At 70.1% G+C, this 17,439-nt stretch carries 12 protein-coding genes; 3 read left to right on the top strand and 9 right to left on the bottom strand.

Annotation, left to right across the window (positions count from 1 at the left end; all coding sequences use genetic code 11):
• Nucleotides 1–113: 113 nt before the first annotated feature.
• The gene (locus MLE64_RS13820; RefSeq protein ID WP_243318510.1) at nt 114–1,247 is read right to left on the bottom strand and encodes a hypothetical protein; all 1,134 of its coding nucleotides are present in this window, start codon (nt 1,245–1,247) and stop codon (nt 114–116) included.
• A gap of 182 nt (nt 1,248–1,429) precedes the next feature.
• On the opposite strand from MLE64_RS13820, the gene metK reads away from it, so the two are divergent.
• Nucleotides 1,430–2,572 (top strand): methionine adenosyltransferase, encoded by a 1,143-nt coding sequence (gene metK / locus MLE64_RS13815; protein ID WP_243318508.1) that lies wholly within the window; start codon nt 1,430–1,432, stop codon nt 2,570–2,572.
• 109 nt (nt 2,573–2,681) lie between these two features.
• Here metK and MLE64_RS13810 read toward each other — a convergent pair whose 3' ends face one another.
• The 7 genes from MLE64_RS13810 to MLE64_RS13780 all read right to left on the bottom strand — a co-directional run bounded on the left by MLE64_RS13810 (nt 2,682) and on the right by MLE64_RS13780 (nt 13,609).
• On the bottom strand, nt 2,682–3,602 hold the full coding sequence (locus MLE64_RS13810) for a diguanylate cyclase (RefSeq protein WP_243318506.1): 921 nt from the start codon (nt 3,600–3,602) through the stop codon (nt 2,682–2,684).
• Entirely contained in the window at nt 3,602–4,612 is a 1,011-nt protein-coding gene (locus MLE64_RS13805) for a glycoside hydrolase family 3 N-terminal domain-containing protein (RefSeq protein WP_243318504.1), read from the bottom strand. Before MLE64_RS13805 ends, MLE64_RS13810 begins: the two co-directional genes overlap by 1 nt.
• Before the next feature lie 31 nt (nt 4,613–4,643).
• Complete coding sequence (locus tag MLE64_RS13800; RefSeq protein WP_243318502.1) at nt 4,644–6,080, bottom strand: HD domain-containing phosphohydrolase; 1,437 nt, start codon at nt 6,078–6,080, stop codon at nt 4,644–4,646.
• Between the two features lie 135 nt (nt 6,081–6,215).
• Nucleotides 6,216–6,407 carry a hypothetical protein gene (locus MLE64_RS13795; protein WP_243318501.1) on the bottom strand — a complete coding sequence of 64 codons (192 nt, stop codon included), beginning with the start codon at nt 6,405–6,407 and terminating at the stop codon, nt 6,216–6,218.
• A 115-nt stretch (nt 6,408–6,522) separates the two neighbouring features.
• Nucleotides 6,523–9,096, bottom strand: a complete 2,574-nt coding sequence (clpB, locus tag MLE64_RS13790) for an ATP-dependent chaperone ClpB (RefSeq protein WP_243318499.1) — start codon at nt 9,094–9,096, stop codon at nt 6,523–6,525.
• Between the two features lie 271 nt (nt 9,097–9,367).
• Nucleotides 9,368–12,382, bottom strand: a complete 3,015-nt coding sequence (locus MLE64_RS15865) for a serine/threonine-protein kinase (protein WP_279343110.1) — start codon at nt 12,380–12,382, stop codon at nt 9,368–9,370.
• A 135-nt stretch (nt 12,383–12,517) separates the two neighbouring features.
• Entirely contained in the window at nt 12,518–13,609 is a 1,092-nt protein-coding gene (locus MLE64_RS13780) for an NAD(P)/FAD-dependent oxidoreductase (RefSeq protein WP_243318497.1), read from the bottom strand.
• A gap of 172 nt (nt 13,610–13,781) precedes the next feature.
• On the opposite strand from MLE64_RS13780, the gene mutS reads away from it, so the two are divergent.
• A complete protein-coding gene (gene mutS, locus MLE64_RS13775) occupies nt 13,782–16,310 on the top strand; it encodes a DNA mismatch repair protein MutS (protein WP_243318495.1) in 2,529 nt (842 codons plus the stop codon).
• Nucleotides 16,307–16,783: a pyridoxamine 5'-phosphate oxidase family protein gene (locus MLE64_RS13770; protein ID WP_243318493.1), complete on the top strand. Its 477-nt coding sequence runs from the start codon at nt 16,307–16,309 to the stop codon at nt 16,781–16,783. The genes mutS and MLE64_RS13770 overlap by 4 nt, the downstream gene beginning before the upstream one ends.
• Here MLE64_RS13770 and MLE64_RS13765 read toward each other — a convergent pair whose 3' ends face one another.
• Nucleotides 16,784–17,413 (bottom strand): HAD family hydrolase, encoded by a 630-nt coding sequence (locus tag MLE64_RS13765; RefSeq protein ID WP_243318491.1) that lies wholly within the window; start codon nt 17,411–17,413, stop codon nt 16,784–16,786.
• Nucleotides 17,414–17,439 lie beyond the last annotated feature (26 nt).

Genomic DNA, 17,439 nt, shown 5'->3' with positions numbered 1-17,439 from the left:
GGTTGAAGTGGAGTCGGTCCTGGATTGGTTTGATGACAATAGGCGGCCCGGCGTGGAATTGCCACACAAAAACAAGGGGCCCCGGTTGGGGCCCCTTGTTGACTCCGGGTAGGTCAGTCGGTGACGGCGAAGACGACCTTGTCGTTCTTGAAGCGGCTCACCGTGATGAGCTCCACGGTGGCGGTCTGCTTGTCGGGGCTGATGGTGAGCTTGTAGTGTTCGTCCTTCAGGTAGGAGCCGGGTACCACGTTCACCTTGCCGATCTTCTTCAGGCCCACATCGGAAGCCTTGATGGTGATGGTCTTGCCGGAGCGGAGGTCGAGGCTCTGGGTGAAGACCTCGTCGCGCCAGTTCTTGCCGGCCCGGTCCTTGGCGAAGACGGGGATCTCGATGACGCCCTCGGACTTCAGGGTGTCGCGGTTGCCGATGACGTAGTGCAGCGAGTTGAGTTTGGCCAACTGGCCGGCGTTGTCGGCCTGCAGCTTGGTGCGCTCGTCGATCAGGTTGGCGCGCTCGGTCTGGAGCCCGGCGATCTCCTCGGTGATCTTCTGCTTCTGGGTCTCGAGGTCCGTGACTTCTTCCTGCAGCTTCTCGTTCTGGGCCACGGCCTCGTCGCGCTCGCCCTCGATCTTCTCGCGCTCCTGGCGCATCAGGTCGTTGGGGGTGATCTTCGCCTTGCCCTGGGAGACCCAGGTGCCGTAGGTGCCGTTGGCGTAGAAGTGGTAGACCTCGAAGCCGGGCGCCAGCTTCTCCATGATGGCCACGCGGCTCACCAGCTTCTTGGCCTCGGCCTCGGACACGCCCTTCTTCTTGAGGAAGCGCATGGCCATGCCATAGTGGCTGTCGTTGGGACGGGCGACGTCAGGCTTGGGCAGGTCGGCCTTCAACTTGGCGATCTTCGAGTTCAGGTCCTTGATCTCCTTGTCCTTGTCGAGCACTTCCTGGAGGAGGGCCTGGTAGGAGCTGTTCTTCTCGTTCTTGATGCGCTCTTCCAGGGCCTTCTTCTGCTCATCCGTGAGCTGGAGGGTCTCGGCATTGGGCTTGATGTCGTTCACGCCGGCCTGGGCCAGCTTCTTCTGCTGCTCCGCGCTGGCCTGGCCGGCCTGCTGGCTGGCCTTGTCGGCCTCGGCGGCCTTCTGGGTCAGTTCCCGGATCTGCGGATCCTCACGCTTGCACGCGGTGGACACCATCAGGATGGACGCGGCCATCAGCGTGAGGGCCAGCGCCGGACGACGGAAGAGAATCATGGGTTCCTCCACTGAGGGGGCTTGGGGCAATCGCTGCGGGGATGGAAACATCCCACCTTAATCCCACAGGTTAGGGCATGGCAAGGTTTCCCGCGTCATCCGAAAGATGTATGAACCTGAGGTCCCACGATATACTTTCCGTTTCCTCCGAGATCGTCCGGAGGAGTTCCCAGGAGTCAGGCATGGCCGCCCAGGGGCGTCATCTCTTCACATCCGAAAGCGTCACCGAAGGCCATCCCGACAAGATGGCGGACCAGATCTCCGACGCCGTGCTGGACGCGGCCCTCAAGGACGATCCTCGCAGCCGCGTGGCCTGTGAGACCCTGCTCACCACGGGCCTCGTGCTGGTGGCGGGCGAGATCACCACCGAGACCTACATCCCCGTCGCCGCGCTGGTGCGTGACGTCGTGAAGGACATCGGCTACGACCACCACATCAAGGGCTTCGACTACGCCACCTGCGCGGTGATGGTCACCATCGACCAGCAGAGCCCCGACATCGCCATGGGCGTGGACACCGGCGGCGCCGGCGACCAGGGCCTGATGTTCGGCTACGCCTGCCGGGAAACGCCGGAGCTGATGCCCGCGCCCGTGCACTTCGCCCACATGCTCACGCGGAAGCTGGCCGAGGTCCGCAAGAACGGCGAGCTGCCCTGGCTGCGTCCCGACGGCAAGTCCCAGGTGACCGTGGAATACGACGGGGACCAGGTCAAGCGCATCCACACCGTTGTCATCTCCACCCAGCACGACGAGCACATCACCCAGAACAGCATCCGCGACGCGGTGGTCCAGGATGTCATCAAGGCGGCCCTGCCCCAGGACCTGCTGGACGCGCAGACCATCTTCCACGTGAACCCCACCGGCCGTTTCGTGGTGGGCGGGCCCATGGGCGATACGGGCCTCACGGGCCGCAAGATCATCGTCGACACCTACGGCGGCAGCGGCCACCACGGCGGCGGCGCATTCTCGGGCAAGGACCCCAGCAAGGTGGACCGCAGCGCCGCCTACATGGGCCGCTACATCGCCAAGAACATCGTGGCCGCCGGCCTGGCGGACCGCTGCGAGATCCAGCTGGCCTACGCCATCGGCGTGGCCGAGCCCGTCTCCATCGCCGTGGACACCTTCGGCACGGGCCAGGTGTCGGACGAAGCCATCGTCCGCGCCGTGCGCGAGGTGTTCAGCTGCACCCCCAAGGCCATGATCGAGGCCCTGGATCTCCGCAAGCCCATCTACCGGGCGACGTCCGCCTACGGCCACTTCGGCCGCCCGGAGTTCAGCTGGGAGAACACGGACAAGATCGAGGCGCTGCGGAAGGCGGCGAAATAGGCTGTCAGCTCTCAGCCATCAGCTCTCCGTGGAAAAGGATGCGGCCCTGCGGGCCGCGTCCTTTTTTGCATTGGCTGACAGCTGATAGCTGAGAGCCGACAGCGGATGGCTACTCCGCCCGTTCCACCCGGTTCCTCCCACCCTGCTTGGCGCGGTAGAGGGCTTCGTCGGCCAGCTTCAGCAGCTCCTCCGCGCCGGGCATCTCGGCCTGGCCGCTGCGGGAGGAGACACCGAGGCTGACGGTCTTCTGGAGGGTGGTGCCGCCCAGGGTGTGAGCCTGGTCGGCGATCTTCAGCCGCAGGCCCTCGGCGACCTGGAGGGCCGCGGCGCCGTCGGTGTAGGGAAGCACCAGGGTGAGCTCCTCCCCCCCGTAGCGCGCGGCCAGGTCCGTGGCCCGGATGGACGCGTTCAGCAGGGCCCCGATGTTGCGCAGCACCAGGTCGCCCATGGCGTGGCCGTAGGTGTCGTTCACGTTCTTGAAGTGGTCGATGTCGATCATCACGACGGAGAGCGGCACCTTGGTGCGCCGGGCGCGCCGTACCTCCTCCTCCAGCCGGGAGTACAGGAGGCGCCGGTTGGCCAGGCCCGTGAGGGCGTCGGTGACGGACAGCCCTTCGAGGCGGGCGTTCATCTCGCGGAGCTCGTCCTGGAGGCGCTTGAGCTTGGTGTGGATGCGGACCCTGGCCAGGAGCTCCTTCTCGTGGAAGGGCTTGGTGACGTAGTCGGAGGCTCCCCGGGCCAGGATCTCGGCCTTGCGGTCCAGGTCGTCCTCGGCGGTGAGCATGATCACGGGGATCTGCTCCAGCTCTTTGCGGCTGGCCTTGAGGCCGAGGAACTTCAGGCCGTCGAAGCCCGGCATCACCAGGTCGCAGAGCACCAGGTCCGGCGGCGTCTCCATGATGGTCTTGAAGGCCGTGAGGCCGTCCGCGGCTTCCAGGAAGTGCGTGAATCCCCCGTCGCGCATGAGGACCGCCTTGATCTCGTTCCGGATCATGGCGTTGTCGTCGACGATGAGGACGCGGGCGCTCATCAGACCCTATCGGCTGCGCTCCGGAGCCGCTTGAGCCAGCCGTCCCAGGCCGCGGCCCCGAAGGGCGGGGCGGGGGGCAGGTGGCGCCGCATGGCCCGAGCGGCTTGAAGGGGGGAGGCCCACAGGGACTCGGGAAGGCGGGTCGCGGCCTCCGCGCAGGCGGTCCAGCCCTCGGGGCTCTGGCAGACCAGCAGCCACTGGTGGCCGGCCTCCAGCGACAGGCGCACCCGGTCGTCCCAGCTCCAATCCGCGCAGCCGCCCATCTCCAGGTCGTCCGGCAGGAAGCGCCCCTGGATGCCCCAGGGGTTCCCGGCCACGGAGCCGCGGTGCAGGCTGGCGGGCAGGGGGGTCGAGGCGGGCGTACGGAGGTGGGCCACCATCACCAGCCGGTCCGCGTGGGCGAGGGGGAGGAAGGCGGCCGCGTTGCGATCCACCTGGGCGGCCTCCTCCAGGCCGGGCAGGCCCTTGTGGCTGTCCAGGGTCGTGCCGCCCAGGCCGGGGAAGTGCTTCAGGCAGCCCCGGACGCCGGTGGATTCCAGGCCGTGGAGGAAGGCCCCGGCGGCGGCGGCGACCTCGGAAGGCTCCCCGCTGGCGGCCCGGTCGCCGATGCCCGCGTCCGGGTGGCCGTCCCAGAGGTCCACCACGGGGGCGAAGTCCACGTTGAAGCCCAGCAGACGGAGACCCTCGCCCCAGAGGCGGCCCCAGGCCTCGCAGGCCGGAGCACCGCCGCCGGTCCAGATGCGCCGCAGGGGCGGGGTGGCTCCCACCCAGGGGCGCAGGCGGCTCACGGGCCCGCCCTCCTGGTCCAGGGCCACGGCCAGCGGCAGGTCCCGTCCGTAGCGGGCCTGGAGGCCGTCGACGAGGGCCCGGCAGCGGGCGGGGCCGGCCGCGGGGTCCGGGTCCAGGTTCCGCCCGAAGAGGATGATCCCCCCAGGGGTGAACGGGAGATCCACCTCCGCGGTGTCGAGGCCCCGGAAGCCGGTCCAGAGAAGCTGCTGCGGGCTGGTCATCCCCTCACCTTACCTTGAGGGCCGGCGCCGGTCATGAGACGTTCGTTCTCCCGTGCACCATGGTGCGCTCGTAGATCCGGGCCTCGATGAAGATGCGCAGGGCCTCGGCATCCAGCAGGTTCACCTTGGCCTCCTGGTCCAGGATCTCCAGGCTGCGCTCCAGGCTCACGGCGGCCTTGTAGGGGCGGTCGGCCGCGGTGAGGGCGTCGTACACGTCGGTCACGGCCATGAGCCGGCTCTGCACCGGGATATCCGGCTCTGTCAGGCGCCTGGGGTACCCGTTCCCGTTCAGGCGCTCGTGGTGGGCGTAGGCGATGTCGGGCACGCCGGCCAGCTCGTGGGTCCAGGGGATCTGTGTGAGGAAGCGGTAGGTGTGGGTGACATGGCTCTGGATCTCCTCCCGCTCCTCGGTGGAGAGGCTCCCCTTGGGGATCCGCAGCAGGTCCAGATCGTCGGGCTCGAAGAGGACCCGGCGGTCCCCGCTCCAATGCTGATAGGTGAGGTCCTCCAGCCGGTCCAACTCCTGGGCCACCTCCTGGGGCAGGACCGTGGGCTCGTTGCTCCGCCGCACCAGGTCCATGATGCGCCGGGTCTCCTCCTCCTGGCGGCGCAGCAGCTCCTCGAGCTGGATCTCGTCGAAGGTCCGCCCCTGTCCCCAGGCCTCGAGGACCCGGTCCCGCAACGATTCGACGGAACGCTGGTGGAGGCGCTGATAGAGGCTCTCCAGCCGCTCGTGGGGCAGCTTCTTGGCCTTCACCAGCACCTGCTCGCGGACCCCGACCTTCCCGAAGTCGTGGAGCAGGCTGGCGTAGCGGATCTCGCGGATCTGGATCGGCGTGAAGTGGAGCTGGCCGTAGGGGCCGTTGGGCGTGCCATTCACAGCCTCCGCCAGGCCCACGGTGAGCTCGGCCACGCGGCTGGAGTGGCCGGAGGTGCTGGGATCGCGGGCCTCGATGGCGGTCACGGAGGCGTTCACGAAGCCTTCGAAGAGCCGCTCGATGTCGTTCTTCAGGCCCAGGATCTCCTGGGTGCGGGCCTCCACCATGCGTTCGAGGTTCTGCTGGTACTCCTCGTTCTCCCGCAGCAGCCGGTAGTGCTCCAGGGCGCGCCCCAGGCTGGCCTCGATCTCCACCAACTTGAAGGGCTTCTGGATGAAGTCGTAGGCCCCGCGCTTGAGGGCCTGGATGGCCGATTCCGTGGTCGCGTAGCCCGTCATCAGGATGCCGAGGCTGCGTGGGTCCTCGTCGTGGATGGCCCGCAGCAGCTCCAGGCCTGAAAGCCCGCCCGGCATGTTGAGGTCCGTGAAGATGACCGGGAAATGCTTCTGGCGGACCTGCTCCAGGGCCCGGGCGCCATCCTCGGCACCGGTCGCGTCATAGCCATGGTCCACCAGGGCCTCCACCAGGAGGTTCCGGAGATCGGCCTCGTCGTCCACGATCAAGATGGGGATGGGAGGAGAGAGAGGCACGCGGGCTCCGTGTACCTGGGCCTCATCGGGTGGGGCCAAGCCTGGGGCAAGTTTCGCACGGATGCGGCGTTTTCTGCCCGCATCTCCCGTGAGCCCAAGCGGAGCGCCGGGTGAACGGCTGCCGGGCGAGGGCGCCTACTGGACGGCCTCACCCTCGACGAGGAGCTGGCCGTCGCGGACCGAGAGCAGGGCCCGGCCGCCGGGCTGGAGCTGGCCCTGGAGGATGAGGCGGGACAGCGGGTTCACCACGGACTGCTGGATGAGCCGCTTGAGCGGTCGGGCGCCGTAGTGGGGGTCGAAGCCGCGGGACCCGCTCCGCGAGGTCAAGCGCAGCGCAGGCCGAGTGGGAGGACGCGCCAGTGGCGCGTCCGTTCGCGGGGGAGCAGGCCCGGCCCGTGAACCCAAGCGGAGCGCGGGGTGAACGGTTGCCGGGCGAGGGCGTCTACTGGACGGCCTCACCCTCGACCAGGAGCTGGCCGTCGCGGACCGAGAGCAGCGCCCGGCCGCCGGGCTGGAGCTGGCCCTGGAGGATGAGGCGGGACAGCGGATTGACGACGGACTGCTGGATGAGCCGTTTGAGCGGGCGGGCGCCGTAGTGGGGATCGAAGCCCTCCGACGCCAGCCAGTCCAGCGCGTCCTCCGGAACTTCCAGGTCCAGCCGTTGCTCCTTCAGCAGGGCCTCCACGCGCTTCAGCTGGATGCGGGCCACGGCCTTCATGTCGGCCTGGTCCAGCGAGCGGAAGATCACCACCTCGTCCAGCCGGTTCAGGAACTCGGGCCGGAAGTGGCCGTGCAGGGCCGCCTTCACTGCGGCTTCGGCCTTGGTGGCATCGCCGCCGGCATCGAAGATGGCCTGGCTGCCCAGGTTGGTGGTCATGAGCACCACGGTGTTGCGGAAGTTGACCGTGCGGCCCTGGCCGTCCGTGAGGCGGCCGTCCTCCAGCACCTGGAGGAAGAGGTCGAAGGTGCGGGGGTGGGCCTTCTCCATCTCGTCGAGGAGGATGACGGCGTAGGGCCGGCGGCGGATGGCCTCGGTGAGACGGCCGCCTTCCTCGTAGCCCACGTAGCCCGGCGCGGCGCCGATGAGGCGAGTGGCGTCGGCCTCGTGCGTGAACTCGCTCATGTCGATACGGACCAGGGCGTTCTCATCGTCGAAGAGGAACTCCGCCAGGGCCCGGGCCACTTCGGTCTTGCCCACGCCCGTGGGGCCCAGGAAGAGGAAGCTGCCGATGGGCCGCTTGGGATCGCCCAGGCCCGCCCGGTTGCGGCGTAGGGCGTCGGAGATGGCCGTGAGGGCAGGGTCCTGACCCACCACGCGCTCACCCAGGCGGGCCTCCATCTTCAGGAGCTTCTCCACCTCGCCCTCGAGGATGCGGCTCACGGGGATGCCGGTCCAGCGGCTCACGATGGCCGCCACGTCCGGCTCGCCCACTTCGAGGCGCAGCATGGCGCTCTCCTTGGGCGAGGTGGCGGTGATCTGCTTCTCCAGGGCCGGGATCTCGCCGTACTCGAGGCGTGAGGCCCGCTCGTACTCGCCCTTCGTCTTCGCCTGGTCCAGCTCGATGCGCAGGTCGTCCAGCTTCTTCTGGAGCCCGCGGGTGCCTTCGATGACCTTCTTCTCGTTCTCCCACTGCGCCCGCAGCTTGCTCAGCTCCTCGTTCAGCTCAGCGAGTTCCTTGTCCAGTTCGGCCAGTCGCGCGCGGCTGGCGGCATCCTTCTCTTTCGTCAGCGAATGCCGTTCGAGCTGCAGCTGCATCTCGCGGCGCTCGCGGACGTCGATCTCCGTGGGGCGGCTGTCGATCTGCATGCGCACGGCGCTGGCGGCCTCGTCCATGAGGTCCACGGCCTTGTCCGGCAGGAAGCGGTCGGAGATGTAGCGCTGGCTCAGCTGGGCGGCGGCCACCAGGGCGGCGTCCTGGATGCGCACGCCGTGGTGCAGTTCGTAGCGCTCCTTCAGGCCGCGCAGGATGGAGATGGCGTCCTCCACGGAGGGCTCGTCCACGAGCACGGGCTGGAAGCGGCGCTCCAGGGCCGCGTCCTTCTCGATGTGCTTGCGGTACTCATCCAGGGTGGTGGCTCCGATGCAGCGCAGCTCGCCCCGGGCCAGGGCCGGCTTCAGCAGGTTGGCGGCGTCCATGCCGCCCGATACCGCCCCCGCGCCCACCAGCAGGTGCAGCTCGTCGATGAAGAGGACGATCTGGCCCTCGGCCTTCTCGACCTCCTCGATGACGCCCTTGAGGCGCTCCTCGAACTGGCCCCGGTACTGGGTGCCCGCCACCAGCGAGCCCATGTCCAGGCCCATGACGCGCAGGCCCTTCAGGCTCTCGGGCACATCGCGCTTGTGGATGCGCTGGGCCAGGCCCTCCACGATGGCGGTCTTGCCCACGCCGGGCTCGCCGATGAGCACGGGATTGTTCTTGGTGCGCCGGGAGAGCACCTGCAGCACGCGGCGGATCTCCTCGTCGCGCCCGATCACCGGATCGAGCTTCCCGGCCTCGGCCAGGGCCGTGTAGTCCTTGGCGTACTTCTCCAGGCTGGCGAACTTCTCTTCGGCCTTCTCGTCCTCCACCTTCGAGCCCTTGCGGGTCTCGCGGATGGCGGCCTCCAGCGTCTTCCGGTCCAGGCCGAAGCGCTCCAGCACCTTCTTGGCGTCCGTGTGGGCGTTGCTGAGGGCCAGCAGCAGGGCGTCCGTGGCCAGGAACCGGTCGCCCAGGCCTCGGCCCGTGTCACTGGCCACCTCCAGGAAGTGCCGGAAGGCCGGGCCCACCTGGGGTTCGGCGCCGCCCACGGCCCGGGGGAGCTTCGAGACGAGCTCATCGGCGGCGTCCACCAGCCCCTGGATGGAGTCGGGCGCCAGCCCGGCCCGCTCCAGCAGGGGGCGCAGCCCGGCCTCGGGAGCCAGCAGGGCCAGCAGGAGGTGCTGGGGCACCAGCTCCGGGTGCTGGTCCGCCACGGCCCGCTCGCGGGCGGCCACCAGGGCGTCGTTGGCTTTCTGGGTGAAGGGAAGGAGGGACATGGACCACCTCGGGTTCCATGGTGATGCAAATATGATTTGATTGCACTAAAATTTTCTTCCAAAAATTATATGAACCCTGAACCTCCTTGGCACCACCTTCGTCACCCCCGAAGATTCCACCCGCCTGTCAAGGCTCTGGCCGAACCCTTCCCCATGAGCCTGCCGACTGGAGGCGAAGCCCCAGAGCGAGGCCTCCGGCTGGCTCGCCCAGTATCGGCAGTTCCGGGAGGCACGCCGACCGCCTGGAGGATGACTTGGACCTCCCGCCTGATCAGGCCAGGCCCCGCCTCGCCGCCTCGCGCTTCAAGGTCGGGTTGAGCTGGAGGGCCTTGGCCGTCAGGCTCCGGGCCTCGTCCGGGCGGCCCTCCCGCTTCAGCCGCTCTGCGTCCAGCAGCTGGGCCCAGCCGTCCCAGGGGCGTGTCCTGGCGACGGCGCGGAGGGCGGCGGCCGCGCCGGGGTCCAGGGGCAGCCGCAGCTCCCGGGCGGCCTCGAGGGCCAGGGCTCCCCAGGCGAGCTGGAGGCCGGGGTTGCCGGGGGCGGCCATCACGGCGCGTCTCTGGAGGGCCAGGGCCTCCCGGGCCATCGCGGAGGCGCGGCCGGCGAGGGCCGAAAGCAGCCGCTCGCGGGCGCTGGCCGCCAGGGCGTCCGCCTGGCCAGGACCCCGGGCCAGAACGGTCCCGATCTCCCGGCGGGCTTCGGCCAGGTCCGCGGTGGCGTCCCGGCCCCGGGCCAGGTCTGCGGCCGCCCGGTCCAGGAGGGCGGTGGCCAGGCCCAGGCGCGAAAGGCGCGAGGAGGGCTGGAGGGTCAGGCCCTTCCGGTGGCAGCGCAGGGCCTCCTCCAGCGCGGCGTGGGGATCGGCGCCGGCCCAGGCCTGATACTGGGCCAGAGTCTGGTAGGCCGCGCCCTCGCTGTAGTCGTGGCCGACCCAGGGGCGCATGGCGGAGGCGGCTTCCAGGTGGTCGGCGGCGGTCCGCACCTCCGGCGTCGGATCCTTCCCGGTCTGGAGCTGGCGCTCGCCCCGCAGGGCGTGGATGTTGCCGAGCGCATCCAGGAGGTAGTCGTGCAGGCGCGGCTGCTGGAGCGCCTTCTGAAGGCCGGCCTCGGCCTTGGACAGGAAGGGCTCCGGATCGCGTCCCTGGGCCATCTCGCGCTCGGCGCGGTTGCGCAGGACCGTGGCCCAGTTCACCCACAGGGCGGCTTCGGCCGGCCGGAGCGCCAGGGCCATTTCGGCGTCCGCCGCGGCGGCGTCGAGTTCGGAGCTGGGATCCTCTCCGCGGTTCAGGAGGTAGGCGGCCCAGCGGCGGTGGATGGCGGTCCCGTAGCTGTACGCCCGCCAGTTGTCATGGTCCACCGTCAGGGCTTCGCGGACGGGGGTGAGTGCCCAGTCCCGATCCACGGGGGTGGCCTGACCCTGGTCCACCTTCAGGCCCAGCAGGACGAAGCGGCGCTGGGCCTCCTCCACCAGGGGCTCGGGGGCGCTGCGGGCGCGGTCCTGGGCCGCCGCGAGCGCGACGCCCTCCTCTCCGATCTGGGCCAGGGCGTCCTCCCGCCGGCCCTTGGCGAGAAGGTCGAAGGCCACCTCCTGGCGGACTTCGGCCTCCAGCAGCCAGGGCTCCGGGAACCAGGGCTGAAGGGCCTGGGCCTCCTTCGCCTTCTGCAGGGCCTCGTCGTGGCGGCCCTCCACGAGGGCGAGCAGCCCCTCGGCGTAGGCGGAACCCTCCAGGCTTCGGCCCTGGGCCTCACGCAGGAGGGCCAGGGCCGGGCCGCGGAGGGTGGACTCCAGGTCCCGGCGGCGCTCCTCCAGGGCCTGGCCATGGAGGCCCTCGAGCTCCGACACATAAAGGCGCGCCAGGGTGGTGCCGAGGGCCTGGGCCGCATCCGGATCCCGGGGCACGGCCTTCCGTGCCGCCTCAAGCTGGATGCGGGCCTGTTCCAGGTCTCCCAGGGCGAGGTGGCCGCGACCGAGGGCGAGGCGGGCGGGCCCCTGGGCCCAGCGCCCCTGGGCCTCGGTTTCCGCCTGGAGCCGCGCCAGGGCGGCGCGGACCTCCAGGAGCTCCGGACCTGTGGGATGGCGGGGCAGGCTGCGCACCTGGAAGATGCGGCTGTTGAGGCGCTCCACCTCCTGGGCCAGCTGCTGGGCGAAGCGCGCCTGGGAGCGGGCCCTCAGGGCGGCGAAGAGGCCATAGACCGCCGCCAGGAGGAAACAGGTCAGGAGGATCGCCGCCGGCCGGTTCCGCCGGAAGAGCCGATCCGCGCGGTAGAGAATGGAAGGGCGCCGGGCCTGGATCGGATCGCCGTCGAGGAAGCGGCGGAGGTCCTCGCCGAAGGCCCGGGCCGAGTCGTAGCGGCGCTCGGGTTCCTTCTCCAGGGCCTTGAGGATGATGGTCTGGAGATCTCGCGGGAGCCCGGGGGCGAGGCGCGCGGGGGGCACGGGCTCGTCCTCGGCGATGCTCCTCAGCAGGGTCAGCGGGGTCGCGCCCCGGAAGGGGGGCACTCCCGCGACGCACTCGTAGAGGAGGGTGCCGAGGGCGTAGACATCCGAGCGGCGGTCCACCTTGTCAGCCCGGCCCAGCGCCTGCTCGGGGCTCAGGTACGCCGGGGTGCCCATGATGGCGTGGGTGTGGGTGTGCGAGATGGCGTCCAGATCCCGCGCCACACCGAAGTCCATGAGATAGGCGTGCAGGCCCTTGTCGGTCTTCTGCAGCATCACGTTGCCGGGCTTGACGTCGCGGTGGACGATGCCGGCGCGATGGCAGGCGTGCAGGGCCTCGGCGGTCTGGAGGATGACCTCCACCTTGGCCCGCAGGCCGAGGTCCGCATTGGCTTCCCGGAGGGTCGGGCCATCCACGAACTGCATGACGAGGTAGGGGTGCCCCTTCGCCTCGCCGACCTCGAAGATGTGGCAGATGTTCGGGTGTTCCAGCTGGGCCTGGACTCGCGCCTCCTGGAGGAAGCGCTCGGTGTCCTCCCGCTCCAGCCGCTTGAGGAGCTTGATGGCCACGGTGCGCTGCAGCTGGCGGTCGAAGGCCCGGTAGACCACCCCCATGCCACCCTCGGCGACCACCTCCAGGGCCTCGTAGCGCCCCTCCCTGGGCAGCGGGAAGCGGGCCAGGAGTTCCTCGTGGCTCAGGCCGGGGGCGCGGTCGCCGGAGCTCTGGGAGGACCCGTCGGCCCGCTCGAGCCGGGTCGCATCCTGGGGCGGTTCCGGGGTGGCGGCGGTCCAGTCGTCCCCGCTTCCGCGGGGGCCGGAAGAGGGCGAGGGAGGATCCGGGAGGAGGTCGGTCATGGACGAGTCTCAGGATTATCGACCCTCGGGCCCACCGTGTCTCAGAAAACCCGGCATCCGCGTGGGAGACCTTGCCGAAGTCCACGTAGAGAACCTCGGCCTTGAAGGTCCAGTGGTCCGGCGTGAAGCGGCGGCCTAGCCCGCCACTTCCACGGCCAGGGCCAGGCTGGCGGTGAGGCCCGGGGATTCGATGCCGAACAGGTTCACCAGGCCGGGGATCCCGTGGCTGTCCTCCCGCTGGATGACGAAGTCGGGGGCGGGTTCGCCGGGGCCATGGAGCTTGGGCCGCATGCCCGCGTACGCGGGCTGGAGGGCGTCGTCGGGGAGGTCGGGCCAGTACTTGCGGACCTCGGCGTAGAAGCCATCCGCCCGGCGGATGTCGACGTCGTAACTCTCGCGGTCCACCCACTCCATGTCCGGTCCGAACCGGGCCTGCCCGGCGAGATCCAGCGTGAGGTGTACGCCCAGGTGGCTGCCGTCGGGCACGGGATAGACCAGCCGCGAAAAGGGCGCCACGCCCGAGAGGGAGAAGTAGCTGCCCTTCGAGAGGTGCAGGGGCGGCACGCTGCCGGGGCGGGCGCCCGCGAAGCCCCGCGCCACAGCTTGGGCGCCCAGGCCCGCGCAGTTGAACACGCGCGCCGCCACGAGGCTCATGGGCTCGGCCCCGCCCACGTCCACCCGCAGGCCTTCCGGCGTGTCCAGGCCGCCGAGGACGGGGCTCTTCAGCACCACGGCCGCGCCCGCGGCCTCCGCGTCCACGCGCAGGGCCCGCATGAGGCCGTGGCTGTCCACGATGCCCGTGCTGGGGGACAGCAGGGCGGCGGCGCAGCGGAGCCGGGGTTCCAGGGCGCGGGCTTCGTCCGCCTCCAGCCACTGGAGGTCCCGCACACCGTTGGCTTCGGCCTTGGCCCGGAGTCCCCGCAGGGCCTCCACCTGGCCGGGCTCCGTGGCGACGATGAGCTTCCCGCAGCGACGGTGCGCCACGCCGCGGGCGGCGCAGTAGGCGTAGAGGGCCCGGTTCCCGGCCACGCAGAGGCGGGCCTTGAGGGAATCCGTCGGGTAGTAGATCCCCGCGTGGATGACCTCGCTGTTGCGCGAGCTGATGCCGGTGCCGATGCGGTCCTCCGCCTCCAACAGCACCACCTCGCGGCCCCGGAGAGCCAGCTCGCGCGCCAGGGCCAACCCCACGACCCCCGCGCCGATGACGATGCACTCCACCCGTTCCATGGCCCCATCATCCCCGCTCGTGGAGGAGGTGGGGAAGGATTTGGTCCACCGATTCCACAGATGGCACAGATGGAAAGCAGAAAGGGGATCCCAGACGCAGGCCCGTCCAGCGCTGAATCTGTGTCATCTGTGTAATCTGTGGATTCCGCCTTTTTCTTTTCGCCGAGTCCCCATGTCCACGCCGATGATGCAGCAGATCGCCGCCCTCAAGCGCGAGGCGGGGGACGCGGTGCTGCTCACGCGGATGGGGGACTTCTACGAGATCCTGGGCGAGGACGCCGTGCGGGCGGCGCCGGTGCTGGAGATCGCGCTCACCATGCGCGGCAAGGGCACGGAATCGGAAACCCCCATGTGCGGCGTGCCCCATTTCGCGCTGGATTCGTACCTGCCCAAGCTGCTGGCGGCGGGCTTTTCCGCGGCCATTGCCGAGCCCACGGCCAAGGCCGAGGAGGTGAAGGGCCTGCTGCCCCGCGCCATCAAGCGCATCATCACCCCCGGCACCTGGCTGGACGACGACGCCCGGTGGCTCTGCGCGCTTCATCGTTCGGGGAGCGCCTGGGGCCTGGCCCTGCTGCAGCTGGCTTCCGGCGCCCTGCGGGTGCTGCCTGGCGAGGGCGAAGAGGCCCTGCGGGCCACGCTGGAGCGCCTGGGCCCCCAGGAGCTGATCCTGGCCGAAGGTGCCGAGGACCTTCCCGACCTGGAGGCCGCCCGCACGCGCCTGCCCGCCTGGCGCTTCGAGGCTTCCCGCGCGAAGCAGCAGGTGCTGGCTTTTTTTGGCTGGCAGCACCTGGAAGGCGTGGGCCTCGACCCCTATCCGGCGTCGGTGGGCGCCCTGGCGGCCCTGCTGGACCATGTGGAGGCCACGCAGAAGGGCCGTCCCGCGCACCTGCAGGGCGTGTCCCTGGAGCTGGGCGCGGCGGGCCCCCTGCTGGACGCCACCAGCGCCCGGCATCTGGAAGTGCTGGCCAATGGCCTCGACGGCGGCCGCGCGGGCTCGCTGCTGGCCCTGCTGGACCAGTGCCGTACGCGGCTGGGCTCGCGCCTGCTGAAGGCCTGGCTGGAGCAGCCCCTGCGCGATCGCACCGCCCTGGAGCGCCGCTGGTCGCAGGTGGCCTGGCTCACGGAGGACCGCCGCCGCACACCCATCCAGGGCCTGCTGGATCAGGTGCCGGACCTGGACCGCCTGCTGGGCCGCGTGGCCCTGGGCCTCGCCACGGCTCTGGAGTTGGCCCAGCTGCGCGAGGGCCTGGCCGTTCTCCAGAAACTACCCGCCCGCATCCACGACGAAGGCTGGGCCTCCGAGGTTGCGGAACTGGGGCTCTGGCCGGCGGAGACTCCGCTTTGCACACCGTTGCTATCGGAGCTTCAGCGAGTCCTCGCGGAAGTTCCGCCCCTGGACCTGGACAAGGGCGGCGCCATCCGCGAGGGGGTGGACGCGGAGCTGGACGCCGTGCGCCGTCTGGCCCGGGACGCCAAGCAGGTGATGCTGGAGCTGGAGGAGGAGGAGCGCGCGGCCTCGGGCATCCAGAGCCTGAAGATCAAGTACAACCGGGTGTTCGGCTACTACTTCGAGATCACGAAGGCCAACCTGGGCGCGGTGCCGGCGCACTTCCTGCGCAAGCAGACGCTGGCCAACGCCGAGCGCTTCACCACGGAGAAGCTGGTGGCCTTCGAGCAGCGGCTGCTGAGCGCCGAGAGCGACCAGGTCCGCCTGGAGGCCCTGCAGTTCCAGCGGCTGCTGGCGCTGGTGCTGGAGCACCGCGCGGACCTCACGCGCCTGGCCCGGGCCGTGGCCGCCCTGGATGTGCTGGCGGCCCTGGCGGAGCGGGCGCGGCTCTCCGGCTGGACGCGGCCGGAGCTGGGCGAGGACCGGGAGCTGGTGCTGGCCTCCGCACGGCATCCCATGCTGGAAGCGCGCCTCGGTCGCGAGTGCATCCCCAACGACCTGCAGTTCACCGCCACGCAGCCCATGGCCGTGGTGACGGGCCCCAACATGGGCGGCAAGTCCACCTTCCTGCGCACGGCGGCCCTGCTGGCGGTGCTGGCCCAGGCGGGCTCCTTCGTGCCTGCGGAGCTCATGCGCTTCGGCCTGGTGGACCGCATCTTCACGCGCATCGGTGCCTCGGACCAGCTGGCCAAGGGCCAGTCCACCTTCATGGTGGAGATGACGGAGACCGCGCGGATCCTCAACCAGGCCACGGCCGCCAGCCTGGTGATCCTCGACGAGATCGGCCGCGGCACCTCCACGCGTGACGGCCTGGCCCTGGCCGAGGCCATCGCCGTGTTCCTCCGCGACCTCAAGGGCGGTGCGCCCCGAACCCTGTTTGCCACGCACTACTTCGAGATGACCAAGCTGGCGGACGACGCCCGCATCCAGAACCTCCACGTGGAGGTGCAGGAGTGGGAGGAGCAGCTGCATTTCCTCCACCGCGTGGCCCAGGGCCCGGCGGACCGCAGCTACGGCATCCAGGTGGCGCGCCTGGCGGGCCTGCCGAAGGCCGTCATCCAGAAGGCCCAGCGCCTGATGGCCCAGGCCCCTGAGACACCCCTGAAGGCGCCCACGGTCCTTCAGCCCGCTCTGCCGTTGTTCGAAGCCGAGGCCGATCCCCTCCGCGCCGAGCTGGAGGCCCTGGACCTCAGCCGCATGACACCTCTGGAGGCGCTGAACTGGCTGGCGATGAAGCAGAAGGACCGTTCATGAGCGCCCCGAGCCACCCCATCCGCCGCCGCGACCGCGCCCTGGACGAGGCCGAGACCCTGCGCCTGCTCGAGGACGCGGAGTGGGGCGTGCTGGCCACGGTGGATGCCGACGGATGGCCCTATGCGGTGCCCGTGAACCACGCGGTGGTGGACGGCCACCTGATCCTCCACTGCGCCACGAAGGGCCACAAGCTGGACAACCTGGCCGTCAACTCGAAGGTCTCGTACTGCGCCGTGACTCTCGCGGAGCCCATTCCGGAGGAGCTGGCCACCCGCTATGCCAGTGTCATCGTCTTCGGTCACGCGGAGCTGGTCGAGGACGAAGCGGAGAAGCGGGCGGCCCTGCGGGCGCTGGGCCTGCGCTTCGCGCCGGACCATGCGGACGTGGTGGATCGGGAGCTCGGCAAGGATCTCTTCCGCACGGCGGTCATCCGCATCCGCATCGAGCGGGCCACGGGCAAGGCCCGCCGCTGATCAGGGCTCGACGCCAAGTGCTTGGAGGGCCGCCAGGAGAGCCGTCGGCCCCGGGTAGGTGATCCCGTGCATTCCAATGGCCCGGGCGCCTTCGACGTTCTCCGGGAGGTCATCGATGAAGACGCAGGCCTCGGGCGGGAGGCGGAGCTTGACCAGCAGGTCCCGGTAGATGCGGGGATCGGGCTTCATGGCGCCCACCTCGTAGGAGAAGGTCGCGGCGTCGAAGAGGGGGAACACCTTGGTGGTCCGGATGCCGTGCTCCGCGTGCCAGGGGCTGGTGTTGGAGAGCAGACCCAGGCGGTAGCGGGGCTTCAGGCGCCGGATCAGGTCGAAGGTGGAGGGAATGGGCGTGAAGATGTCCGTGAAGGCGCGGATGAAGGTGGCCTCGGAAAAGGCGAAGCCGCACAGGGTGGACAGCCCCTCCAGGAAGGCTGACGAGGGGATCTCGCCGGATTCATAGGCCCGGGGTAGGTCCGAGCGGGCCACGCGCCGGCCCAGGTCTTCCCCCGACAGGCCGCAGAGGGCCGAGAGGGCGCGGTACATGCGGCGGTTGTCGAAGGTGCAGACCACCTGGCCGAAGTCGAAGATCACGGCCCGGATGGCGGATGGGGCGGGAGGCGCAAGGGGCATGGGGCGTCCGGAGGCAGAGCCTCCAT

Origin of the sequence: Geothrix paludis (genome assembly GCF_022808815.1) — a bacterium.
Taxonomy (GTDB): Bacteria; Acidobacteriota; Holophagae; order Holophagales; family Holophagaceae; genus Geothrix; species Geothrix paludis.
This window is presented reverse-complemented; position numbering and strand designations above follow the sequence as displayed.